The organism is Aeribacillus sp. FSL M8-0235 (assembly GCF_038000355.1).
Taxonomy (GTDB): domain Bacteria; phylum Bacillota; class Bacilli; order Bacillales; family Aeribacillaceae; genus Aeribacillus; species Aeribacillus composti.
On sequence record NZ_JBBOBW010000001.1, the window covers coordinates 113,123 to 136,213 of the forward strand.

The window sequence follows — 23,091 nt, forward strand, 5'->3', positions numbered from 1 at the left end:
TGTCGTTTATCGATTGAACAAAGTGGGGAATAACCGAATGTCAAAGATCAAATCAAAATATATTTGTCAATCGTGCGGATATGAATCGCCGAAATGGATGGGAAAATGTCCAGGGTGCGGCGCATGGAATTCAATGGTTGAAGAAGTTATCAAGCCAAAGGGAAAACACCGCATTGCTTTTAGTCATTCCGAATCATCCACTGTCAGCAAACCTTCTCCAATTCATCAAATCCAAGCTGCGCAAGAACCTAGAATGCTTACAGGACTTCATGAGTTTAACCGCGTATTGGGAGGCGGAATTGTAAAAGGGTCTCTCGTTTTAATTGGAGGGGATCCTGGAATTGGAAAATCCACTCTCTTATTGCAAGTCTCCTCACAGCTGGCAGAGAGAGGGAACGATGTTTTATACATTTCGGGAGAAGAATCTTTAAAACAGACAAAACTTCGCTCCGACCGACTCGGGGTAAAAGGCGAAAGACTTTTCGTGCTTTCTGAAACGGACTTAGAAATCATCATTCAATCCATAATGGAAACTGAACCGGCTTTTGTCATCATTGATTCCATTCAAACGATTTATAACAGTGAAATTGCTTCTGCTCCTGGAAGCGTATCTCAGGTTCGAGAATGTACGGCTGAATTAATGAGATTGGCAAAGACAAAAGGAATTCCGATTTTTATTGTCGGTCATGTAACAAAAGACGGCACAATTGCAGGGCCGCGCATTTTAGAACATATGGTTGATACTGTATTGTATTTTGAAGGTGATCGACACCATACGTACCGAATTTTACGGGCAGTTAAAAACAGGTTCGGATCCACTAACGAAATAGGAATTTTTGAAATGAAGGAAGCAGGTCTGAAAGAAGTGCTCAACCCGTCAGAAGTGTTTTTAGAAGAGCGTGCAAAAGGGGCATCTGGTTCAACAGTAGTCGCTTCCATGGAAGGGACAAGACCTGTTCTAGTCGAAATACAAGCTTTAATCACCCCGACAAGCTTTGGAAACCCAAGAAGGATGGCAAATGGGATTGATCATAATCGTGTTTCTTTGTTGATGGCGGTATTGGAAAAACGTGTTGGTTTATTGCTCCAAAACCAAGATGCCTACTTAAAAGTTGCCGGCGGGGTGAAATTAGACGAGCCTTCAATTGACTTGGCAATTTGCATCAGTATAGCTTCAAGCTTTAAAGATGTTCCGACGAACATTTATGATGTTTTTGTAGGTGAGGTTGGTTTAACAGGAGAAATTAGAAGGGTTTCACGAATTGAACAGCGTGTACAAGAAGCTGCCAAACTGGGATTTAAGCGGATTTTTTTACCGAAAGCCAATCTGGGCGGTTGGAAATGGCCGGAAGATATAGAAATTGTCGGTGTGCAAAACATTTCAGAAGCGCTCGAACTTGCAATAGGGGGATAAGCTATGAAACAAGAAAAATCGCTTAAGGAAATCTTGCAATTTGTAGCCCCAGGCACACCAATCCGGGAAGGAATTGAAAACGTGCTGCGCGCAAAGACCGGGGGGCTAATTGTTGTGGGATATAACGAAAAAATCAAACAAATTGTAGACGGGGGATTTTATATCAATTGCCCTTTTTCCCCCGCCTATTTATATGAACTAGCTAAAATGGATGGAGCCATTATTTTAAGCGACTCAGGGCAAAAAATTTTATACGCAAACGCACAGCTCGTTCCGGATACGAGCATAGAGGTAAGAGAAACAGGCATGAGGCATAGAACAGCTGAACGAGTAGCAAAGCAAACAGGAAATCTCGTAATTGCTATTTCTGAAAGAAGAAATGTCGTCACATTATATTTTGGCAATTCCCGCTATGCGTTGAGGGATATCGGCGTCATTTTGACGAAGGCCAATCAAGCTTTGCGGACGTTGGAAAAGTATAAATCTGCCACTGACCAATCCATTAATAATTTAGGATCTTTAGAGTTTGAAGATTTAGTCACGATCGATGAAGTGATCCAAGTTTTACATAGAATCGAAATGGTGCTGCGAATTAAGAGTGAAATTATTAATTATATTTACGAACTCGGTACAGAAGGGCAGCTGATTCAGCTTCAGATGACCGAGCTTTTAGCAGATATTGAAAAAGAAGCGGCTATGCTTATCAAAGATTACAGCATGGAGCGGCTGAATGATCCTATTCCTGTATTAAAGCAGCTGCAAGAATTGTCCAGCTCAGCATTATTAGATGATGCGGTTTTATTGAAGCTGCTCGGATATTCTCATTTTACCAATATGAATGAACCTGTTGTTCCTCGAGGTTACCGGTTTTTGCATAAAATACCAAAGCTTCCTTCCGTTATTATTGAAAATTTAGTGACAACCTTTGAAAATTTGAAACAAATTGCAAATGCTACCGTAGAAAAGCTTGATGAAGTGGAAGGAATAGGTGAAGTTAGGGCGAGGAAAATTAAGGAAGGATTAAGGCGCCTCCAAGATCAGTATAACATTGCAAGGGAGCTCTAACACATCCTTTACAGTAATTTATCAATATTTTTACAATCCATGTTTTTAGATGTTTGAAAGGTTTGAAAGTGTATATAATGAAATAAAGGAGGTGGAGGTATGTTAAAACGAATTGTTCAAATATTTTTCTTTTTTGTTGGCGGAACGTTAGGTGTTTTGTTTATACCGGAATTATTATTTCTCTTAAATCTTGATGATGTTCCATTTCTGATGACACCATATACATTGGCGATATTAGGTGCAATTTTATTTTATATAACCTCCTTCTGGCTAGTGGATTATGTGGTGAATTGGATAAAATTTATAGAAGAGAAATTAGTGAAAGCTCCGGTTACGGATGTATTATTTGGCAGTTTAGGATTAATTTTTGGTCTGATTATTGCTTATTTGATTGGAATTTCATTATCTGAACTTCCATACCCAATTATCAATAACATTGTTCCGATCTTTTTAACCATAATTTTAGGATATTTAGGTTTTCAAATCGGATATAAAAAGCGCGACGAACTGTTGAACTTGTTTTCGATTACAGCAAGAATCAGCAAGAAGAAAGCCTCTCAAGAAGAAGAGGAAAATGTTGAAAAGAAAAGCTTAAAAATATTAGATACAAGTGTTATTATAGATGGCAGGATTGCAGATATTTGTCAAACAGGTTTTTTAGAAGGGACCATTATTATTCCTCAATTTGTGTTGGAGGAACTTCAGCATATAGCGGATTCTTCAGATGTGCTAAAAAGAAATCGAGGAAGAAGAGGTCTGGATATTTTAAATAAAATCCAAAAAGAGCTGGACATTAAAGTGGAAATATGGGAAGGCGACTTCGAAGATATACAAGAAGTCGACAGCAAGCTTGTAAAACTGGCAAAAATCATTCAAGGCGTTGTGGTCACAAACGATTTCAATTTAAATAAAGTATGTGAGCTCCAAAACGTCTCTGTTTTGAACATCAACGATTTAGCCAATGCGGTAAAACCGATTGTACTACCAGGGGAAGAGTTAAATGTCCAAGTAATTAAGGATGGAAAAGAGCATAACCAAGGTGTTGCTTATCTTGATGATGGCACGATGATTGTTGTCGAGGACGGAAGGGACTATATCGGGAAAAATATTGATATTCTCGTTACAAGCGTTCTTCAAACATCTGCCGGACGAATGATTTTTGCAAAGCCAAAGCTGCTGGAAAAAGCATTGTAATAAGGGAGAAAGAAGATGGAATATCGGGTTGTCATACCAGCTGCAGGGCAAGGGAAAAGAATGAGGGCAGGAAAAAATAAACAGTTTATCAAACTTAATTCTTTACCTGTGATTGTTCATACTTTAATGGTGTTTGAAAAAGATCCTCAATGCACCGAAATTGTTCTAGTCATAAACGAGAAAGAGCGTGAAGAATTTCTTTCTTTACTGAAAAAATATAAAATAAAAAAAGTGCAAAAACTAGTTCCCGGAGGACAGGAACGCCAATATAGTGTTTACAACGGGTTAAAAGCTGTTGAAGAAGATGGTATAATATTAATTCACGACGGTGCAAGGCCTTTCATTCGCAGGGAAACCATTCATCAGCTTGTTGAAAAGGCTCATTTAGAGGGCGCAGCGGTTGTAGCCGTTCCTGTAAAGGATACTGTGAAAAGAGTTCGTAATATGGAAGTCATTGATACTGTTGAACGTTCTAGCTTGTGGGCAGTTCAAACGCCACAAGCTTTTCGTCTTTCCATCGTATTAAAAGCTCATGAAGCGGCCAATAGGGATCAATTTGTAGGAACAGACGATGCAAGTCTTGTAGAAAGAATTGGCGAAAAAGTTTGTATTGTACATGGGGATTATTCAAATATAAAGCTTACAACCCCTGAAGATTTGATTTTTGCCCGTGCGATTTTAGAGAGTGAAAGAGGGGAAAGGGAATGATTCGGATTGGACAAGGTTTTGATGTTCATCAGCTTGTGGAAGGAAAACCGCTTGTGATCGGTGGAGTCAACATTCCTTATGAAAAAGGATTGCTTGGACATTCTGATGCTGATGTTCTTCTTCATGCATTGACAGATGCCTGCTTGGGAGCGATTGGAGAAGGAGATATCGGCAAGCATTTTCCTGATACGGATCCTGCATATAAAGATATTGACTCGGCGAAATTGCTTCAAGAGGTATGGAACTTGGTAAAGGAGAAAGGCTATATATTAGGCAATGCGGATTGTACAATTATTGCTCAAAAACCAAAAATGGCGCCTTACATCCATCAAATGCGTACTAGAATTGCGGAGCTCTTGGAGGCTGAACTTGACCAAGTGAATGTTAAAGCAACGACGACGGAGGAGCTTGGGTTTACAGGACGCGGGGAAGGAATCGCTGCACAGTCAATCGTTTTATTGCAAAAGAAAAAGTAATCTTTGAACATCAATGGTTTGGTGGTACAATATTTTAAAGAATTACGGTTTGATTATTGGAGGGACAAAATATGGCTGACAACGGAATACGGGTTCGCTATGCACCGAGTCCGACGGGGCATTTACATATTGGAAACGCACGCACTGCATTATTTAATTATTTGTTCGCTAGAAGCCAAAATGGGAAATTTATTATCCGAATTGAAGATACCGATCAAAAGCGGAATATCGAAGGAGGAGAACAAAGCCAGCTTTTTTATTTAAAATGGCTTGGAATTGATTGGGACGAAAGCATAGACAAGGGCGGAGATTACGGTCCTTATCGACAATCGGAGCGGACAAGCATTTATAAAAAATATTATGAAGAGCTCTTGGAAAGAGACTTGGCGTATAAATGTTATTGTACGGAAGAGGAGCTTGAAAACGAGCGTCAAGCGCAAATCGATCGCGGTGAAATGCCAAGATATTCAGGGAAATGCGCGCACCTTTCTAAAGAACAGCAAGAGGCACTCGAAAAAGAAGGACGGAAACCAAGCATTCGTTTCCGGGTTCCAAAAGGAAAAATATATAAATGGAACGATATCGTAAAAGGAGATATTTCTTTTGAGTCCGATGATTTTGGGGATTTTGTCATCGTGAAAAAAGACGGAACACCGACTTATAATTTTGCCGTCGCCGTCGACGATCATTTAATGGAAATCAGTCATGTGTTGCGCGGAGAAGACCATATCTCCAATACACCGAAGCAAATGATGATTTATGAAGCTTTTGGATGGGAGCCGCCTGTTTTTGGTCATATGACGTTAATCGTCAATGAAAACAGAAAAAAATTAAGCAAGCGTGATGAGAGCATCATTCAATTTATTGAACAATATGCTGAATTAGGGTATTTGCCTGAAGCGCTCTTTAATTTTATCGGTTTGTTAGGATGGTCTCCTGTTGGGGAAGAAGAGATTTTCAGCAAAGAAGAGTTTATTAAAATTTTTGATCCAAACCGATTATCAAAATCACCTGCTGTTTTCGATACACTGAAATTAAAATGGATGAACAATCAGTACATGAAAAAGCTTGATCTCGAAAAAGTAGTCGACCTTTCGCTGCCCCACCTTGTAAAAGCCGGGCGCATCAGTGAAAATATGTCAGAAGATGAAAGAGATTGGGTGCAACGTCTCATTTCCCTGTATCAAGAGCAAATGAGCTACGGTGCAGAAATTGTCGAATTAAGCGAAATGTTTTTTAAGGAAGAGATAGAGATCGATGAAGAAGGAAAGCTTGTGCTTCAAGAAGAACAAGTTCCTTCCGTGTTAAGCGCATTTTTGGAAGAAGTGAAAGCAATTCAAGATTTCAAAGCAGATGAAATCAAAAAAGCGATTAAGTCAGTTCAAAAGGCGACAGGTCAAAAGGGGAAAAAATTGTTCATGCCGATTCGCGTTGCGACGACCGGGCAGACACACGGTCCTGAGCTGCCGCTTGCCCTTGAGCTCTTAGGAAAAGAAAAGATTATCACAAGGCTGGAAAAAGCACTAGATTAACTTTTTAAAAAAATTGTAATATAGTATTGATGAACAGATGACGGAAAAACGTTGAGAAGGAGAAGTAAGAAAGCAAACGGCTTTTCAGAGAGAACCTCCTTTGGCTGAAAGAGGTTTAAGCACGCGCTTTCTGAAATGCCCCTTCGAGTCTTTTGTCGAAACCAGCGGGAGTAGACAAAAGCGGAGACTCACCGTTATAAGAGTTAAAGTTGAGGGAAAAGAAAAGCTATACTTTTCCCTAAACAGAGTGGAACCGCGCTTATTTGCGTCTCTGTATCTACAGAGGCGCATTTCTTTTTCAGTAGGGTATTATGATTACTTTTTATGGGAGGGAGAAAAATATGTGGAAAATATTAAAAGAAGATGTGGAAGTCGTTTTTGACCAAGACCCTGCTGCGAGATCTTATTTAGAAGTGATCTTAACTTATTCAGGCCTTCACGCCATATGGGCTCATCGGTTGGCGCATGCGTTTTACAAACGGAAATTATACTTTATCGCCAGGGTCATTTCGCAAATAAGCCGCTTTTTCACGGGAATTGAAATCCACCCTGGTGCCAAAATCGGTCGTCGTTTTTTCATCGATCATGGCATGGGTGTCGTTATTGGCGAGACTTGTGAAATTGGCGATAATGTTACTGTATATCAAGGAGTTACATTAGGCGGAACAGGTAAAGAAAAGGGGAAACGGCATCCTACCATCAAAAATAATGTTCTCATTGCAGCTGGCGCGAAGGTATTAGGATCTATTACGATTGGAGAAAACTCGAAAATTGGCGCAGGTTCCGTCGTTTTGCGCGATGTTCCGGATAATTCGACTGTTGTAGGCATTCCGGGGAGAGTTGTTGTGCAAAACGGGAAAAAGGTGAGAAAAGATTTAAATCATAGAGATTTGCCGGATCCTATTTCAGATAAATTAAAAGAGCTTGAAAAAGAAATAGGAAAATTAAAGGCAGAATTAGATAATCTGAAAAAAAAGGAGGGCGTTCAATGAGTATCAAAATTTATAATACATTATCCAGGAAAAAGGAAGAATTTATTCCTTTAGAGGACAACAAGGTAAAGATGTATGTTTGCGGTCCTACCGTTTACAACTATATTCACATCGGAAATGCTAGACCAGCCATTGTATATGATACAGTTCGTCGATATTTGGAGTACAGAGGGTACGATGTGAAATATGTGTCGAATTTTACCGATGTGGATGATAAATTGATTAAAGCTGCAAATGATTTGGGCGAAACGGTTCCGGAAATTGCAGAACGATTTATTAAGGCCTATTTTTCTGATATTGATGCACTGGGATGCAAAAGAGCGGATGTTCATCCTCGTGTAACGGAAAATATGGAGACAATCATTGAATTCATCCAAGCTCTCATTGACAAAAATTATGCCTATGAAGTCGACGGAGATGTGTATTATAAAACACGGTATTTTAAGGAATACGGAAAGCTTTCGCATCAATCAATAGATGAGCTTCATGCCGGTGCCAGAATACAAATTGGCGAAAAAAAGAGAGATCCGCTTGATTTTGCACTTTGGAAAGCAGCAAAAGAAGGGGAATTTTCATGGGATAGCCCTTGGGGAAAAGGACGTCCTGGCTGGCATATTGAATGCTCCGCAATGGCAAGAAAATATTTAGGGGATACAATTGATATTCATGCAGGCGGCCAAGATTTAACTTTTCCGCATCATGAAAATGAGATCGCACAATCCGAAGCGCTTACCGGCAAACCTTTTGCGAAATATTGGATGCATAACGGTTATATTAATATCAACAATGAGAAGATGTCTAAATCACTCGGAAATTTTATTCTTGTTCAAGACGTTTTAAAGCAGTATGACCCACAAGTATTTCGATTTTTTATGCTGTCTGTACACTACCGACATCCTATCAATTATTCGAAAGAACTTTTGGATAGTACAAAAAACGGATTGGAAAGAATCCGCACCTCATATATCAATTTAAAGCATCGGCTGGAAAGTAGTGCGAATCTCACTGATGATGATGAAAAATGGCTGGAAGAAATCAGCCGGCTAAAGAAGGAATTTATTCATGAAATGGACGACGATTTCAATACGGCGAATGCTATATCTGTCATTTTCGATTTAGTGAAACATGCAAACTATTATTTGGAAAGAAAAAACACCTCCGAAAAAGTAATTAAGGCATTTTTGCAGCTATTTAATGAATTTGGCGATGTATTAGGTTTGACATTTGATGTTCAAGAGCTGCTGGACGAAGACATTGAAAGGCTGATAAACGAGCGAAATCAAGCTAGAAAAGAAAGAAATTTTGCTTTAGCCGACAAAATTCGAGATCAGCTCAAGGAAATGAACATTATATTGGAAGATACGCCTCAAGGAACAAGGTGGAAAAGAGGATAAATATGATTGAGCTTGAAAAAATAAAAGAAGCACGGCAGCTTAACGGTCTTGTTTTAGCATATATGGGCGATGCTGTATATGAAGTATTTGTCAGGCATCATCTGTTATCAAAAGGAACTGTCAAACCGGGCCAGCTTCATAAATTGGCGAAGTCGTTTGTTTCGGCCAAAGCGCAGGCAGCGATTTTAAAAACATTAACTGACAACGGCTTTTTCAATGAAGAAGAGCTGGAAATAATGAAAAGAGGGCGAAATGCCAAATCAAACACGGTGCCGAAAAATACCGATGTACAAACATACCGATACAGCACGGCTTTCGAATCTTTAATCGGCTATCTTTTTTTAACAGGTGATCAAGATCGGCTAAACGACGTCATAGATGCTGCAATCGCTGCAACATACGAGAAAGGGGGAGTTGAACGTGGCGGATGAATATATATACGGGAAGAATTCGGTTATCGAAGCATTGAAATCGAACAGGGATATTAACAAAGTGTTTATTGCGGAAAATTCATATACTAAACAAGCGCAGCAAATTATAATGCTGGCGAAAAATAAAGGGGTAGCAGTTCAATTCGTTCCAAAGAAAAAGCTCGATCAGATCGTTTCGGGCAGCCACCAAGGAGTCATTGCGCAAGTTGCTGCATATAAGTATACGGATTTTGAAGATTTGTTCAAATTGTCTGACGAACGCGGGGAAGCGCCCTTTTTTCTGATTCTAGATGAAATTGAAAATCCGGCAAATCTCGGCTCGATTATGAGAACAGCTGATGCTGTTGGAGTACACGGCATTATTATTCCAAAGAACCGGGCGGTCGGTTTAACCAATGTAGTGGCAAAAACGTCAACGGGAGCAATTGAATATGTTCCCGTAGTCCGTGTGACAAACTTGGCACGCACGATTGACGAGCTGAAAAACAGAGGTATATGGATTTACGGCACTGATGCAAAAGGGGAAGACGATTATCGGACAATTGACGGGAAACTGCCCGTTGCATTAGTAATCGGCAGTGAAGGGAAAGGAATCAGCCGCTTAGTAAAAGAAAAGTGCGACTTCCTTGTGAAAATCCCGATGGTTGGTCATGTTACTTCTTTGAACGCCTCCGTTGCTGCCAGTCTATTAATGTATGAAGTTTTTCGTAAACGGCGGCCATCAGGAGAGTAGCCAATGGATATTTTATTAGTCGATGGATACAACATTATTGGTGCTTGGCCTGATCTGCAAAAATTAAAAGATGAAAACAATTTGGAGGATGCAAGGAAGATCCTGATCAACAAGATGGCCGAATATCAAGCATACACGGGGATGAAGGTGATTGTCGTTTTTGATGCTCATTTAGTGAAAGGAATTGAAAAAAAATATTTGGATAATCGTGTGGAAATCATTTTCACGAGAGAAAATGAAACCGCTGATGAACGGATTGAAAAGCTGGCCAAAACATTAAAAAATATTAAGACGAAAATTTATGTAGCAACATCCGACTATATAGAACAATGGACGATTTTTTCCCAGGGAGCTTTGAGAAAATCGGCGCGCGAGCTATATAACGAAGTGGTGTCTATTGAAGAAAGCATTCGAAAAAAAATTCAGCAAATTCAGGGCGAGCGCCCCGCTTCGAAGATTCGCCTTTCTTATGAAGTTGCCGAAAGGTTCGAAAAATGGAGAAGAGGAGATTTATCGTAATTTTGACATAAGTTGACGTTTATGGAAATCTTACAGTATAATATTTCTAATAATTGTATGCGCGGTCGGGGTGATTTGCATGAGTGTTCAAGACAACAAGGGGGAAAAAATAAAAAAATTGCAGAAGCTTGAAGATGAACAAATTGTAGAGCTCGTCCACAAAGGCGACAGCGCTGCATTGGATTTCTTGATCACAAAATACCGGAACTTTGTGCGGGCCAAGGCAAGATCCTACTTTCTCATCGGGGCGGATCGTGAGGATATAATTCAAGAGGGGATGATTGGATTATATAAAGCGATTCGTGACTTTAAAGAGGACAAGCTTACCTCCTTTAAGGCATTTGCCGAGTTGTGCATTACCCGCCAAATGATTACTGCCATTAAAACTGCTACCCGTCAAAAACATATTCCTCTAAACTCGTATGTTTCATTGGATAAACCCATTTATGATGAAGAGTCAGATCGCACACTGATGGATGTAATATCTGGAGCAAAAGTAATGGATCCAGAAGAACTCATCATTAACCAGGAAAAGTTTGATGATATAGAATTGAAAATGGGGGAAATATTATCTGATCTTGAACGGAAAGTGTTGTCCCTTTATTTGGAAGGTCGTTCCTATTTAGAAATTTCAGAAGAATTAAACAGGCATGTAAAATCTATTGACAATGCCTTGCAGCGGGTGAAAAGAAAGCTAGAAAGATACTTGGAGCTGAGGGAATTTACTTCATAACTCATTGACATAAAAATTGCCATTATGTTACTGTTTAATAGAGTAAGTATCGGTAGGTGTAATATGAGAAAAAAAATAGTTCTAGCTTGTTCTCAATGCGGCAGCCGAAATTATTCAACGATGAAAAAGGCGATCGAAGAACGGTTGGAAATCAAAAAGTTTTGTAAAACGTGCCAAGCTCATACCACTCATCGGGAAACAAAGTAAATTGCACGATTCTTGGATTTCTGGAGGTAAACAAATGCAGCGCTTGACTGGATTTTTTCGAGATGTCGTAAAAGAAATGAAAAAGGTCAGCTGGCCGAAAAGAAAGGAATTGGTTCGCTATACGATTACGGTCATTACAACGGTAGCCTTTTTTGCTATATTTTTTGCTATTGTCGACTTAGGAATTTCTGAGTTATTAAGGCTTATTCTTGAATAAAAGCCTTTTATCCATGATATAATAGATATTATTCATAAGTCCGTCAGTAAACCCGGTAAACGGGTTTTTTCATTGCCTAAAAATGAAATGGGGAGGGAAGGACAAGGTCCTCTGATATGGAAAAGAACTGGTATGTTGTGCATACATATTCCGGCTATGAAAATAAAGTAAAAGCGAATTTAGAAAAACGCGTAGAGTCAATGGGCATGCAGGACAAAATTTTTCGTGTGATCGTCCCTGAAGAAGAAGAAATGGATATGAAAAGCGGAAAGAAAAAAGTGACGAAAAAAAAGGTTTTCCCTGGGTATGTTTTAGTAGAGCTCATCATGACGGATGATTCATGGTATGTGGTTCGCAACACTCCCGGAGTTACCGGATTCGTCGGCTCTGCAGGGTCTGGATCTAAACCAACTCCGCTTTTGCCGGAAGAAGTACAGGCAATTTTCAAACGCATGGGAATAGAAGAGGCTCGTGTGGAAGTTGATTTTGAATTAAAAGAAACGGTAAAAGTAAATGACGGCCCGTTTGCTAATTTCACGGGCGTTATCGAAGAAATCGATACAGATAGAAAAAAAGTCAAAGTTCTCGTCAATATGTTTGGGCGTGAAACACCAGTTGAACTAGATTTTTCCCAAGTTTCCAAATTGTAAAATGTAGAAAAACAAACTTGAAATCATTAATTAAAAATGGTAATATTTCTTAAGTCGATATGTCTCTGAAAGAGACTGAATGATGCATTAATCTTTCTCTCATTCATATAAAGAAGGATGTTGCATGAGTGGGAGGGTTTTACCCTATTACCACATCACGGACTTAAGGAGGTGTGTCTCGTGGCTAAAAAAGTGATTAAAATCGTGAAATTGCAGATTCCTGCAGGTAAAGCTAATCCTGCGCCGCCAGTAGGACCTGCTCTCGGTCAAGCTGGGGTTAATATCATGGGATTCTGTAAAGAGTTCAACGCTCGCACGGCTGATCAAGCTGGCTTAATTATTCCTGTTGAAATTACGGTATTTGAAGACCGTTCATTTACATTTATTACGAAAACTCCGCCTGCTGCCGTTCTTTTGAAAAAAGCAGCTGGAATTGAATCGGGTTCTGGTGAACCGAATCGTAATAAAGTGGCAACAATTAAACGCGATAAAGTTCGCGAAATTGCCGAAACGAAAATGCCTGACTTAAATGCAGCTAGCGTTGAAGCAGCAATGCGTATGGTTGAAGGCACAGCCCGAAGCATGGGCATTGTGATCGAAGACTAATCAATATGCATTGGTGTAGTAGGTTGCGAGTTTGTTTATTCAAGTTCGCAACCTTTATTCGTGGGAGGTTATTCCGCTAAAACCACATAAGGAGGAAAATGATATGGCAAAAAGAGGTAAAAAATATTTAGAAGCTGCAAAGCTTGTTGATCGTTCAAAAGCTTATGACGTAAAAGAAGCAATTGAATTAGTAAAGAAAACGAATATCGCAAACTTTGATGCGACAGTTGAAGTTGCATTCCGCCTTGGCGTTGATCCTCGTAAAAACGATCAGCAAATCCGCGGGGCTGTTGTGCTGCCGAACGGTACAGGTAAAACACAACGTGTATTAGTGTTCGCTAAAGGGGAAAAAGCAAAAGAAGCGGAAGCTGCTGGTGCGGATTATGTCGGCGACAGCGACTACATCAATAAAATTCAACAAGGCTGGTTTGACTTCGATGTTGTTGTGGCTACCCCTGATATGATGGGTGAAGTCGGTAAACTTGGACGTATTTTAGGTCCTAAAGGTTTAATGCCGAACCCTAAAACAGGAACGGTAACATTTGAAGTTGAAAAAGCTGTCAAAGAAATTAAAGCTGGTAAAGTTGAATACCGTGTAGATAAAGCTGGGAACGTTCATGTTCCAATCGGAAAAACTTCTTTTGACAGTGAAAAATTAGTTGAAAACTTTACAACAATCTACGATGCGCTATTAAAAGCAAAACCGGCAGCGGCAAAAGGCACTTACATGAAAAACGTTTCTGTAACGTCTACAATGGGCCCTGGAATTAAAGTAGATCCTTCCAGCTTTGTCGTGAAATAATAAACCGGTTTGACAAGCAGGGTGTATTTTAGTAAAATAAAAATGTTGTGTAATTAAATAGAATTCATTTATACCGTAGACAGTAGGTGCCGAAAGGCTTAATATCCTACCGAGGTGTATGATATAGATTAAGCGGAACGTTTGCTTATTTGTACGATACCTCCATGTCTGCGGGCATGGAGGTATTTCATTTCACCGGCGGTATAAGTGTTCATTTTCAATTTGCAGGAGGTGTAAACAAATGAGCAGCGCAATTGAAAAGAAGAAACAGATCGTTGAAGAAATTGCAGCCAAATTCCGTGAAAGCGTCTCTACTGTTATCGTAGATTACCGCGGTCTTAATGTAGCGGAAGTAACGGAATTGCGCAAAAGACTTCGTGAAGCAAATATAGAGTTCAAGGTTTACAAAAATACGTTAACTCGCCGTGCTGTTGAACAAGCAGAAATTTCTGGATTAGAAGAAGTGCTGACTGGTCCAAACGCTATCGCATTTAGCACTGAAGATGTCGTGGCGCCTGCTAAAATTTTGAATGATTTTGCAAAAGAGCATGAAGCGCTTGAGATTAAAGCTGGCGTCATCGAAGGCAATGTTGCAACAGTTGATGAAATTAAAGCGATTGCTGACCTTCCATCTCGCGAAGGCTTGCTTTCTATGTTGCTTTCTGTACTGCAAGCTCCTATTCGCAACTTTGCACTTGCAACAAAAGCAGTTGCAGATCAAAAAGAAGAGCAAGGCGCTTAAAGCAAATTTTCGTATGAAACTATTAGCAATTTAAAACATAAGGAGGAAAAACAAATGACAAAAGAACAAATTATTGAAGCGATAAAAGAAATGACTGTTCTTGAACTTAACGACTTAGTAAAAGCAATCGAAGAAGAATTTGGCGTAACTGCTGCTGCTCCTGTTGCTGTGGTTGGTGGCGCTGGCGGCGGTGAAGCTGCTGCAGAAAAAACTGAATTCGATGTTATTCTTGCTAATGCAGGTGCACAAAAAATTAAAGTTATCAAAGTTGTTCGTGAAATCACTGGCCTTGGCTTAAAAGAAGCAAAAGAATTAGTTGACAACACTCCAAAACCATTAAAAGAAGGCGTATCTAAAGAAGAAGCTGAAGAACTTAAAGCAAAACTTGAAGAAGTTGGAGCAGAAGTTGAAGTTAAGTAAAAGCTGTTAAATAAATAGAAAAGCTCGCTGATTCATTGGCGGGCTTTTCTTTTATGTATGAATTTCTGCCTGTAGAAAATACTCCTAAAAAAGGGGTGCAGAAAATGAGCGAACATTATTTTTCAGAAAAACCGGAAGTGGAAAGCAATAGGAGAAAAATTGAGTGCACGTTGAGAAATCATCCATTTGCGTTCATGACCGACCGCGGAGTTTTTTCAAAACGGGAGGTTGATTTTGGAACGCAGCTATTAATTGAAACTTTCGCTGCTCCCGAAATTCCAGGAGATATTTTGGATGTAGGCTGCGGATACGGACCGATCGGATTGTCAATTGCAAAATCGAAACCCGATAGAATGATTGATATGATCGATATAAATGAAAGGGCAGTCGAACTTGCAGAACTGAATGCTCGAATAAACAACATTCAAAATGTCCGTGTGTTTCAAAGCAATTTGTTTGAAAAGCTGGAAGGGAAATGGTATGCTGCTATTTTAGCAAACCCTCCCATTCGGGCTGGAAAACAAGTCGTCCATCATATATTTGAAAAAAGCTTTGATCATTTAAAAGACCATGGAGAGCTTTGGATCGTTATCCAAAAAAAGCAGGGGGCTCCTTCCGCTAAACAAAAGCTGGAGACTCTGTTTCGTTCGGTAGAAGTGGCAGAGAGAAAAAAAGGTTATTATATTTTTAAAGCAAAAAAAGATTGACCTGCAATCCAGGATATGTTAACATTATAAAATGCCAATATATTAATTTCCATTTGTAGCTAAATTTTTTCTTGGATGTATAGAACCAATCCATTAAGGAAAAAATAATAAAATCAACTATTTCTGCGCAGTGGTTTTCTTTTTTCATAAAGAAAATCCTTTTTCTTTTTACTTGTAATAGTATTTATTTTATTATATAAAACATGGAATGCTATTTACAAGATATTATTATGCTGATTTGAGGGGTGACTCAGTTGACAAGTCAACTAGTTCAGTACGGACGACACCGCCAACGCAGAAGTTATGCGCGTATTAAAGAAGTGTTGGAATTACCTAATCTTATTGAAATCCAAACCTCTTCGTATCAGTGGTTTCTTGATGAGGGTCTTCGTGAAATGTTTCAAGACATATCTCCTATCGAAGATTTCACTGGTAACCTCTCGCTTGAGTTTATTGACTACAGCTTAGGTGAACCGAAATACTCCGTTGAAGAAGCAAAAGAACGCGATGTTACTTATTCTGCCCCGCTGCGGGTAAAAGTGCGCCTAATTAATAAAGAAACAGGCGAAGTGAAAGATCAAGATGTATTTATGGGCGATTTTCCGCTTATGACGGAAACCGGCACATTTGTGATCAATGGTGCAGAACGAGTAATTGTTTCCCAATTAGTCCGTTCACCTAGTGTTTACTACAGCGACAAAATTGATAAAAACGGTAAGAAGGGCTTTACAGCTACCGTCATTCCAAACCGTGGCGCTTGGTTAGAGTACGAAACAGATGCAAAAGATGTTATATATGTCCGCATTGATCGCACTCGCAAATTACCAGTTACGGTTCTTTTACGTGCCCTTGGGTTTGGCTCTGATCAAGAAATCATCGATGTGTTCGGAGAAAATGAATATTTAAGAAATACGTTGGATAAAGACAATACCGAAAGCCCAGAAAAGGCGCTTCTTGAAATTTACGAACGCCTGCGTCCTGGTGAACCGCCAACAGTTGAAAATGCAAAAAGCTTATTGATCTCCCGTTTCTTTGATCCAAAAAGATATGATTTAGCAAGTGTCGGCAGATATAAAATTAACAAGAAACTTCATATCAAAAACCGACTCTTTAATCAACGATTAGCAGAAACTCTAGTCGACCCTGAAACTGGAGAAATCATTGCTGAAAAAGGAACTATTATTGATAGAAGAACGCTGGATAAAATTTTGCCTTACCTTGAAAAAGGAATAGGGTTTAAAAAATTCACTCCTGATGGTGGAGTAGTTGATGAAGACATCACGTACCAATCTATTAAAATTTATGCTCCAAACGATCCGGATGGAGAAAAAATTCTCAACGTTGTTGGCAACGCAAACATTGATGAAAGTGTAAAAAACATTACGCCAGCAGACATTATTGCGTCCATCAGCTACTTCTTTAATTTGCTATATGGAGTAGGAAATACAGATGATATTGACCATCTAGGAAACCGCCGTCTTCGTTCGGTAGGGGAGCTTTTGCAAAACCAGTTCCGAATCGGACTTTCACGGATGGAGCGTGTTGTGAGGGAAAGAATGTCCATTCAGGATGCCAATACGATTACTCCGCAGCAATTAATCAACATCCGTCCAGTAATTGCGGCCATTAAAGAATTTTTTGGCAGCTCCCAATTGTCCCAATTCATGGATCAAACCAATCCTCTTGCAGAACTGACGCATAAGCGCCGTTTATCTGCATTGGGACCTGGCGGACTCACACGTGAACGAGCAGGCTTTGAAGTTCGCGACGTCCATTATTCCCATTATGGACGCATGTGTCCAATTGAAACGCCTGAAGGTCCAAATATCGGATTGATTAACTCATTATCAACATATGCAAAAGTAAACCGTTTCGGTTTTATTGAAACGCCGTATAGAAGAGTTGACCCTGAAACAGGGAAGGTAACAGACCGAATTGACTATTTGACAGCTGACGAAGAAGATAACTATGTTGTTGCTCAGGCTAACGTGCCAGTAGCAGAGGATGGAACGTTTTTAGAAGATAATATTGTTGCCCGTTTCCGCGGGGAAAACATAGTGGTGAAAAAAGACCGTGTCGACTACATGGACGTTTCGCCTAAGCAAGTTGTATCAGCAGCAACAGCTTGTATCCCGTTCTTGGAAAACGATGACTCCAACCGTGCATTAATGGGTGCGAACATGCAGCGCCAAGCTGTTCCTTTGCTTCAACCAGAAGCGCCTATTGTTGGTACCGGAATGGAGTATGTATCGGCTAGAGACTCTGGAGCAGCTGTCATCTGCAAGCACGCAGGCGTTGTCGAACGAGTTGAAGCCAACAGAATTTTAGTTCGCCGTTATGAAGAAGTGGACGGCCAAAAGGTTAAAGGTGATCTCGACGAGTACAAATTGTTGAAATTCGTCCGTTCCAACCAAGGAATGTGCTACAATCAGCGCCCAATTGTATCTGTTGGAGACGAAGTCGAGAAAGGCGAAATTTTAGCTGACGGTCCTTCCATGGAAAAGGGAGAGCTTGCTTTAGGCCGAAATGTACTTGTCGCCTTTATGACATGGGATGGATATAACTATGAAGATGCCATCATCATGAGCGAGCGTCTTGTAAAAGAAGACGTTTATACTTCCATCCATATTGAAGAATATGAGTCTGAGTCCCGTGATACAAAATTGGGTCCGGAAGAAATCACTCGTGATATTCCAAATGTCGGAGAAGACGCTCTTCGCAACTTGGATGAACGAGGCATTGTCCGCATTGGAGCAGAAGTTAAAGACGGCGACTTGCTTGTTGGGAAAGTAACGCCAAAAGGAGTTACAGAACTGACTGCTGAAGAACGATTATTGCACGCTATTTTTGGAGAAAAAGCACGTGAGGTTCGTGATACATCACTTCGTGTTCCGCATGGGGGCGGAGGTATTGTTCTTGATGTAAAAGTGTTTAACCGTGAAGACGGAGATGAACTGCCTCCAGGTGTCAACCAGCTGGTGCGTGTATACATTGTACAGAAGCGTAAAATCTCTGAAGGGGATAAAATGGCAGGCCGCCATGGAAACAAAGGGGTTATTTCCCGAATTCTTCCTGAGGAGGACATGCCGTTTTTGCCGGATGGAACACCAGTTGACATCATGTTAAATCCATTAGGAGTACCTTCCCGGATGAACATCGGGCAAGTATTGGAATTGCACCTAGGAATGGCGGCTAAGAAGCTGGGCATTCATGTTGCAACTCCGGTATTCGATGGTGCGACAGAAGAAGATGTATGGTCAACAATTGAAGAAGCTGGGATGGCCCGTGATGCGAAAACGGTCCTTTACGACGGCCGCACTGGGGAACCTTTCGATAATCGCGTGTCTGTCGGAATCATGTATATGATCAAACTGGCGCACATGGTTGACGATAAACTGCATGCTCGTTCCACAGGTCCATACTCGCTTGTTACACAGCAACCGCTCGGCGGTAAAGCACAGTTCGGTGGACAGCGGTTCGGAGAAATGGAGGTTTGGGCTTTAGAAGCCTATGGAGCAGCATATACATTGCAAGAAATCCTTACTGTAAAATCAGACGATGTTGTCGGTCGTGTAAAAACATACGAGGCAATCGTAAAAGGCGAAAATGTGCCTGAACCTGGAGTTCCTGAATCTTTCAAAGTATTAATTAAGGAGCTTCAAAGCTTAGGACTGGATGTTAAAATTCTCTCAAGCGATGAACAAGAAATCGAAATGAGAGAATTGGAAGATGAGGTAAATTCCACCCAGTCAGATGGCCTCTCTTTAACGACTGATACAATCGAAGAGGAAATTGTTGATAAAGAAGAAAAAGATGCAGTTGCCAAAGAGTAAAGGAATTTTTTGCTACGGAAGATAAAAAGGGAGGTAGGCCCCTTGCTGGATGTAAATAATTTTGAGTATATGCACATCGGTCTTGCTTCACCTGATAAAATTCGTTCATGGTCATATGGTGAAGTGAAAAAACCAGAAACGATCAACTATCGTACTTTAAAGCCTGAAAAAGACGGTTTGTTTTGTGAACGTATATTCGGTCCGACAAAAGATTGGGAATGCCACTGCGGAAAATATAAACGGGTTCGCTATAAAGGCGTAGTATGCGATCGATGCGGTGTTGAGGTTACGCGAGCAAAAGTGCGTCGGGAGAGAATGGGGCATATCGAACTTGCTGCCCCTGTCTCTCATATTTGGTATTTCAAAGGGATTCCAAGCCGTATGGGACTAGTTCTTGACATGTCACCTCGAGCATTGGAAGAAGTTATTTATTTTGCCTCTTACGTCGTGACAGATCCTGGGGACACACCACTTGAAAAGAAACAGCTTTTATCTGAAAAAGAGTATCGCACATACCGCGAGAAATACGGAAATGCCTTCCAAGCATCAATGGGTGCGGAAGCAATTAAAAAATTATTGCAAGATATCAATCTTGATAAAGAAGTAGAAGCGTTAAAAGAAGAGCTTAAATCTTCTCAAGGCCAGCGGCGCACAAGAGCGATTAAACGCCTTGAAGTGATGGAAGCATTCAGAAATTCCGGGAATGACCCTTCATGGATGGTGTTGGATGTACTTCCTGTCATTCCGCCTGAATTGCGGCCGATGGTTCAATTGGATGGCGGACGCTTTGCAACTTCCGATTTGAACGATTTGTATCGCCGTGTTATTAACCGAAACAATCGTTTAAAAAGACTGTTGGATCTTGGAGCGCCAAGTATCATCGTGCAAAATGAGAAACGGATGCTTCAAGAGGCTGTTGACGCTCTTATTGACAATGGACGCCGTGGTCGTCCAGTTACTGGACCGGGAAATCGTCCACTGAAGTCACTCTCTCATATGCTGAAAGGAAAGCAAGGACGCTTCCGTCAAAACCTGTTAGGAAAACGGGTTGACTACTCTGGACGTTCCGTTATCGTTGTCGGCCCAAATCTGAAAATGTATCAATGCGGTTTGCCAAAGGAAATGGCGCTTGAGCTCTTTAAGCCTTTTGTCATGAAGGAGCTTGTTGAAAAAGGGCTGGCACATAACATTAAAAGCGCCAAACGGAAAATTGAACGCGTCCATCCTGAAGTTTGGGATGTGTTGGAGGAAGTCATTAAAGAACATCCGGTTCTGCTTAACCGGGCACCGACTTTGCACAGATTAGGAATCCAAGCGTTCGAACCGACGTTAGTCGAAGGGCGTGCCATTCGTCTACATCCGTTGGTATGTACAGCCTATAATGCTGACTTCGACGGTGACCAAATGGCTGTTCACGTTCCGTTATCGGCAGAAGCACAAGCAGAAGCAAGGCTGTTAATGCTTGCGGCTCAAAACATTTTAAATCCGAAAGACGGAAAACCGGTTGTTACGCCTTCACAAGATATGGTGTTGGGGAACTATTACTTAACAATGGAACGTGAAGGAGCGATCGGAGAAGGGAAAATTTTCAAAGATCCTGATGAGGCGCTCATTGCCTATCAAAACGGCCATGTACATTTGCATACACGAATTGCAGTACATGCCGGTTCCTTAAAGAACGAAACATTTACAGAAGAACAAAATAAAAAGCTTCTGATCACAACGGTAGGAAAATTAATATTCAACGAAATACTGCCGAATTCGTTCCCGTATATTAATGAGCCGTCAACTAAGAACATTCAAGAATGCACGCCTGATAAATATTTTGTTGATCCGGCACAGGTAGATGTGCGGGAGCACATTAAAAACCAAGAAATCATTCCGCCATTTAAAAAAGGAATTTTAGGAAAAATTATTGCCGAAGTCTTTAAGAGATTCCATATTACTGAAACATCGAAAATGCTTGACCGCTTAAAAGATTTAGGCTTTAAATATTCGACTAAAGCCGGAATTACAATCGGTGTTTCTGATATTGTTGTGTTGGCGGAAAAAGAAGCAATTTTAAAAGAGGCGCAAGCTAAAGTTGACAATGTCTTGAAGCAATTCAGACGCGGATTAATCACTGAAGATGAGCGGTACGATCGTGTTATCTCTATTTGGAGTGCTGCTAAAGACACCATTCAAAGCAAGCTGATGAATTCATTAGATAAGCGGAATCCGATTTTCATGATGAGCGATTCAGGAGCTCGCGGAAATGCATCTAACTTCACACAGCTTGCGGGAATGCGCGGACTGATGGCTAACCCTGCTGGACGAATTATTGAGCTTCCGATTAAATCGAGTTTTAGAGAAGGTTTGACAGTGTTAGAATACTTCATCTCGACCCATGGTGCCAGAAAAGGTCTGGCAGATACAGCATTAAAAACTGCTGACTCCGGTTATTTAACACGCCGCCTTGTAGATGTTGCGCAAGATGTGATTATTCGTGAGGAAGACTGCGGAACAGACAGAGGAATTTTAGCGAGAGCGCTGAAAGACGGTTCAGAAGTTATCGAAAAACTCGAGGAACGGATTATCGGACGATATGCAAGAAGATCGGTTATTCATCCTGAAACGGGCGAAGTGCTTGTCAGGGAAAATGAAATGATTACCGAAGACATAGCAGCTCAAATTATCAATGCAGGGATAGAAGAAGTTTGGATTCGCTCTGCATTCACATGTAATACAAGACATGGTGTATGTAAAAAATGTTATGGACGGAACTTGGCTACCGGCACTGATGTCGAAGTAGGCGAAGCGGTAGGAATTATCGCAGCTCAATCGATCGGAGAGCCGGGTACACAGCTGACGATGCGTACTTTCCACACCGGTGGGGTTGCCGGCGACGACATTACCCAAGGTTTGCCGCGTGTTCAAGAATTGTTTGAAGCCCGTAATCCAAAAGGGCAAGCGGTTATTTCAGAAATTGACGGGGTAGTTGCTGAAATTAATGAAGTGAGAGATAAGCAGCAAGAAATTGTCGTCCGCGGTGAAGTGGAAACACGCACATACACGGCGCCATTTAACGCCCGCTTAAAAGTAGCTGTGGGGGACCGTGTAGAGCGCGGCCAAGAAATTACGGAAGGTTCAATAGATCCAAAAGAATTGTTGAAAGTAAAAGACATTTTAGCCGTTCAAGAATATTTGCTTCGTGAAGTGCAAAAAGTGTACAGAATGCAAGGTGTGGAAATCGGCGATAAGCATATTGAAGTAATGGTGCGGCAAATGCTGCGGAAAGTCCGTGTCATCGATTCCGGCGATACGGATGTTCTGCCGGGAACACTCCTTGACGTTCATCAATTTACAGAAGCAAATAAAAAGGTGCTTTTGGAAGGAAAACGCCCTGCAACAGGACGTCCGGTATTGCTCGGTATTACAAAGGCATCGCTTGAAACGGAGTCCTTCTTGTCTGCCGCATCATTCCAAGAGACAACACGCGTATTAACGGATGCGGCCATTAAAGGAAAACGGGATGAACTGTTAGGCTTGAAGGAAAATGTTATTATCGGTAAGCTTGTTCCGGCTGGAACAGGAATGCAGCTCTATAGAAAAATAAAACCGGTCATGAATAAAAAATCCGTTGACGAAACGATTTCGGTTGAATAATTGTCGGGGAAAAGATGGATGCCGTAAAATGCACAGTTGACATCCATCTTTTCCAATGTTAATATTATCAA

Annotated in this window: 22 protein-coding genes and 2 other annotated features; all 22 genes read left to right on the forward strand. The window is 40.7% G+C overall.

Annotated elements, in window-relative coordinates:
* Positions 1 to 37 precede the first annotated feature (37 nt).
* Entirely contained in the window at positions 38 to 1,414 is a 1,377-nt protein-coding gene (gene radA / locus NSQ71_RS00580) for a DNA repair protein RadA (protein ID WP_066247898.1), read from the forward strand.
* Positions 1,415 to 1,417: 3 nt separating this feature from the next.
* Positions 1,418 to 2,479, forward strand: a complete 1,062-nt coding sequence (gene disA / locus NSQ71_RS00585; RefSeq protein WP_340732307.1) for a DNA integrity scanning diadenylate cyclase DisA — start codon at positions 1,418 to 1,420, stop codon at positions 2,477 to 2,479.
* A 99-nt stretch (positions 2,480 to 2,578) separates the two neighbouring features.
* Entirely contained in the window at positions 2,579 to 3,673 is a 1,095-nt protein-coding gene (locus tag NSQ71_RS00590; RefSeq protein WP_063387133.1) for a PIN/TRAM domain-containing protein, read from the forward strand.
* A 15-nt stretch (positions 3,674 to 3,688) separates the two neighbouring features.
* Entirely contained in the window at positions 3,689 to 4,381 is a 693-nt protein-coding gene (gene ispD / locus NSQ71_RS00595; RefSeq protein WP_063387134.1) for a 2-C-methyl-D-erythritol 4-phosphate cytidylyltransferase, read from the forward strand.
* Entirely contained in the window at positions 4,378 to 4,857 is a 480-nt protein-coding gene (gene ispF / locus NSQ71_RS00600; RefSeq protein WP_063387135.1) for a 2-C-methyl-D-erythritol 2,4-cyclodiphosphate synthase, read from the forward strand. Before ispD ends, ispF begins: the two co-directional genes overlap by 4 nt.
* A 71-nt stretch (positions 4,858 to 4,928) precedes the next feature.
* Positions 4,929 to 6,389: a glutamate--tRNA ligase gene (gene gltX / locus NSQ71_RS00605; RefSeq protein WP_063387136.1), complete on the forward strand. Its 1,461-nt coding sequence runs from the start codon at positions 4,929 to 4,931 to the stop codon at positions 6,387 to 6,389.
* Positions 6,390 to 6,431: 42 nt separating this feature from the next.
* Positions 6,432 to 6,665: a binding site (T-box leader), on the forward strand.
* Positions 6,666 to 6,700: 35 nt separating this feature from the next.
* Complete coding sequence (gene cysE / locus NSQ71_RS00610; protein WP_082829424.1) at positions 6,701 to 7,381, forward strand: serine O-acetyltransferase; 681 nt, start codon at positions 6,701 to 6,703, stop codon at positions 7,379 to 7,381.
* Positions 7,378 to 8,775 carry a cysteine--tRNA ligase gene (cysS, locus tag NSQ71_RS00615; protein WP_340732315.1) on the forward strand — a complete coding sequence of 466 codons (1,398 nt, stop codon included), beginning with the start codon at positions 7,378 to 7,380 and terminating at the stop codon, positions 8,773 to 8,775. The genes cysE and cysS overlap by 4 nt, the downstream gene beginning before the upstream one ends.
* Positions 8,776 to 8,777: 2 nt before the next feature.
* Positions 8,778 to 9,206 (forward strand): Mini-ribonuclease 3, encoded by a 429-nt coding sequence (locus tag NSQ71_RS00620; RefSeq protein ID WP_117017141.1) that lies wholly within the window; start codon positions 8,778 to 8,780, stop codon positions 9,204 to 9,206.
* Positions 9,154 to 9,939, forward strand: a complete 786-nt coding sequence (gene rlmB / locus NSQ71_RS00625; RefSeq protein WP_340732318.1) for a 23S rRNA (guanosine(2251)-2'-O)-methyltransferase RlmB — start codon at positions 9,154 to 9,156, stop codon at positions 9,937 to 9,939. Before NSQ71_RS00620 ends, rlmB begins: the two co-directional genes overlap by 53 nt.
* Before the next feature lie 3 nt (positions 9,940 to 9,942).
* Entirely contained in the window at positions 9,943 to 10,458 is a 516-nt protein-coding gene (locus NSQ71_RS00630; protein WP_063387141.1) for an NYN domain-containing protein, read from the forward strand.
* Between the two features lie 79 nt (positions 10,459 to 10,537).
* Complete coding sequence (sigH, locus tag NSQ71_RS00635; RefSeq protein WP_063387142.1) at positions 10,538 to 11,191, forward strand: RNA polymerase sporulation sigma factor SigH; 654 nt, start codon at positions 10,538 to 10,540, stop codon at positions 11,189 to 11,191.
* Positions 11,192 to 11,254: 63 nt separating this feature from the next.
* Entirely contained in the window at positions 11,255 to 11,398 is a 144-nt protein-coding gene (gene rpmG / locus NSQ71_RS00640) for a 50S ribosomal protein L33 (protein ID WP_082830258.1), read from the forward strand.
* 34 nt (positions 11,399 to 11,432) lie between these two features.
* Positions 11,433 to 11,615 (forward strand): preprotein translocase subunit SecE, encoded by a 183-nt coding sequence (gene secE, locus NSQ71_RS00645; protein WP_063387143.1) that lies wholly within the window; start codon positions 11,433 to 11,435, stop codon positions 11,613 to 11,615.
* 116 nt (positions 11,616 to 11,731) lie between these two features.
* Entirely contained in the window at positions 11,732 to 12,265 is a 534-nt protein-coding gene (nusG, locus tag NSQ71_RS00650; protein WP_063387144.1) for a transcription termination/antitermination protein NusG, read from the forward strand.
* A gap of 180 nt (positions 12,266 to 12,445) precedes the next feature.
* Positions 12,446 to 12,871 (forward strand): 50S ribosomal protein L11, encoded by a 426-nt coding sequence (gene rplK, locus NSQ71_RS00655; RefSeq protein ID WP_063387145.1) that lies wholly within the window; start codon positions 12,446 to 12,448, stop codon positions 12,869 to 12,871.
* A gap of 103 nt (positions 12,872 to 12,974) precedes the next feature.
* On the forward strand, positions 12,975 to 13,673 hold the full coding sequence (gene rplA / locus NSQ71_RS00660) for a 50S ribosomal protein L1 (RefSeq protein WP_063387146.1): 699 nt from the start codon (positions 12,975 to 12,977) through the stop codon (positions 13,671 to 13,673).
* 55 nt (positions 13,674 to 13,728) lie between these two features.
* Positions 13,729 to 13,871: a sequence feature (ribosomal protein L10 leader region), on the forward strand.
* 43 nt (positions 13,872 to 13,914) lie between these two features.
* Positions 13,915 to 14,415: a 50S ribosomal protein L10 gene (gene rplJ / locus NSQ71_RS00665; protein ID WP_063387147.1), complete on the forward strand. Its 501-nt coding sequence runs from the start codon at positions 13,915 to 13,917 to the stop codon at positions 14,413 to 14,415.
* A gap of 54 nt (positions 14,416 to 14,469) precedes the next feature.
* On the forward strand, positions 14,470 to 14,835 hold the full coding sequence (gene rplL, locus NSQ71_RS00670) for a 50S ribosomal protein L7/L12 (protein WP_063387148.1): 366 nt from the start codon (positions 14,470 to 14,472) through the stop codon (positions 14,833 to 14,835).
* A gap of 104 nt (positions 14,836 to 14,939) precedes the next feature.
* Positions 14,940 to 15,542 (forward strand): class I SAM-dependent methyltransferase, encoded by a 603-nt coding sequence (locus NSQ71_RS00675; protein WP_340732326.1) that lies wholly within the window; start codon positions 14,940 to 14,942, stop codon positions 15,540 to 15,542.
* Positions 15,543 to 15,796: 254 nt separating this feature from the next.
* A complete protein-coding gene (rpoB, locus tag NSQ71_RS00680; protein WP_063387150.1) occupies positions 15,797 to 19,375 on the forward strand; it encodes a DNA-directed RNA polymerase subunit beta in 3,579 nt (1,192 codons plus the stop codon).
* Between the two features lie 42 nt (positions 19,376 to 19,417).
* The gene (gene rpoC, locus NSQ71_RS00685) at positions 19,418 to 23,020 is read left to right on the forward strand and encodes a DNA-directed RNA polymerase subunit beta' (RefSeq protein ID WP_063387151.1); all 3,603 of its coding nucleotides are present in this window, start codon (positions 19,418 to 19,420) and stop codon (positions 23,018 to 23,020) included.
* The last annotated feature ends 71 nt before the right edge of the window (positions 23,021 to 23,091 follow it).

What these genes read in the sequence shown, in the direction of transcription:
- radA (WP_066247898.1), top strand. Translation starts at nt 38, where the DNA reads ATGTCAAAGATCAAATCAAAATATATTTGTCAATCGTGCGGATATGAA.
- disA (WP_340732307.1), top strand. Translation starts at nt 1,418, where the DNA reads ATGAAACAAGAAAAATCGCTTAAGGAAATCTTGCAATTTGTAGCCCCA.
- NSQ71_RS00590 (WP_063387133.1), top strand. Translation starts at nt 2,579, where the DNA reads ATGTTAAAACGAATTGTTCAAATATTTTTCTTTTTTGTTGGCGGAACG.
- ispD (WP_063387134.1), top strand. Translation starts at nt 3,689, where the DNA reads ATGGAATATCGGGTTGTCATACCAGCTGCAGGGCAAGGGAAAAGAATG.
- ispF (WP_063387135.1), top strand. Translation starts at nt 4,378, where the DNA reads ATGATTCGGATTGGACAAGGTTTTGATGTTCATCAGCTTGTGGAAGGA.
- gltX (WP_063387136.1), top strand. Translation starts at nt 4,929, where the DNA reads ATGGCTGACAACGGAATACGGGTTCGCTATGCACCGAGTCCGACGGGG.
- cysE (WP_082829424.1), top strand. Translation starts at nt 6,701, where the DNA reads ATGATTACTTTTTATGGGAGGGAGAAAAATATGTGGAAAATATTAAAA.
- cysS (WP_340732315.1), top strand. Translation starts at nt 7,378, where the DNA reads ATGAGTATCAAAATTTATAATACATTATCCAGGAAAAAGGAAGAATTT.
- NSQ71_RS00620 (WP_117017141.1), top strand. Translation starts at nt 8,778, where the DNA reads ATGATTGAGCTTGAAAAAATAAAAGAAGCACGGCAGCTTAACGGTCTT.
- rlmB (WP_340732318.1), top strand. Translation starts at nt 9,154, where the DNA reads ATGCTGCAATCGCTGCAACATACGAGAAAGGGGGAGTTGAACGTGGCG.
- NSQ71_RS00630 (WP_063387141.1), top strand. Translation starts at nt 9,943, where the DNA reads ATGGATATTTTATTAGTCGATGGATACAACATTATTGGTGCTTGGCCT.
- sigH (WP_063387142.1), top strand. Translation starts at nt 10,538, where the DNA reads ATGAGTGTTCAAGACAACAAGGGGGAAAAAATAAAAAAATTGCAGAAG.
- rpmG (WP_082830258.1), top strand. Translation starts at nt 11,255, where the DNA reads ATGAGAAAAAAAATAGTTCTAGCTTGTTCTCAATGCGGCAGCCGAAAT.
- secE (WP_063387143.1), top strand. Translation starts at nt 11,433, where the DNA reads ATGCAGCGCTTGACTGGATTTTTTCGAGATGTCGTAAAAGAAATGAAA.
- nusG (WP_063387144.1), top strand. Translation starts at nt 11,732, where the DNA reads ATGGAAAAGAACTGGTATGTTGTGCATACATATTCCGGCTATGAAAAT.
- rplA (WP_063387146.1), top strand. Translation starts at nt 12,975, where the DNA reads ATGGCAAAAAGAGGTAAAAAATATTTAGAAGCTGCAAAGCTTGTTGAT.
- rplJ (WP_063387147.1), top strand. Translation starts at nt 13,915, where the DNA reads ATGAGCAGCGCAATTGAAAAGAAGAAACAGATCGTTGAAGAAATTGCA.
- rplL (WP_063387148.1), top strand. Translation starts at nt 14,470, where the DNA reads ATGACAAAAGAACAAATTATTGAAGCGATAAAAGAAATGACTGTTCTT.
- NSQ71_RS00675 (WP_340732326.1), top strand. Translation starts at nt 14,940, where the DNA reads ATGAGCGAACATTATTTTTCAGAAAAACCGGAAGTGGAAAGCAATAGG.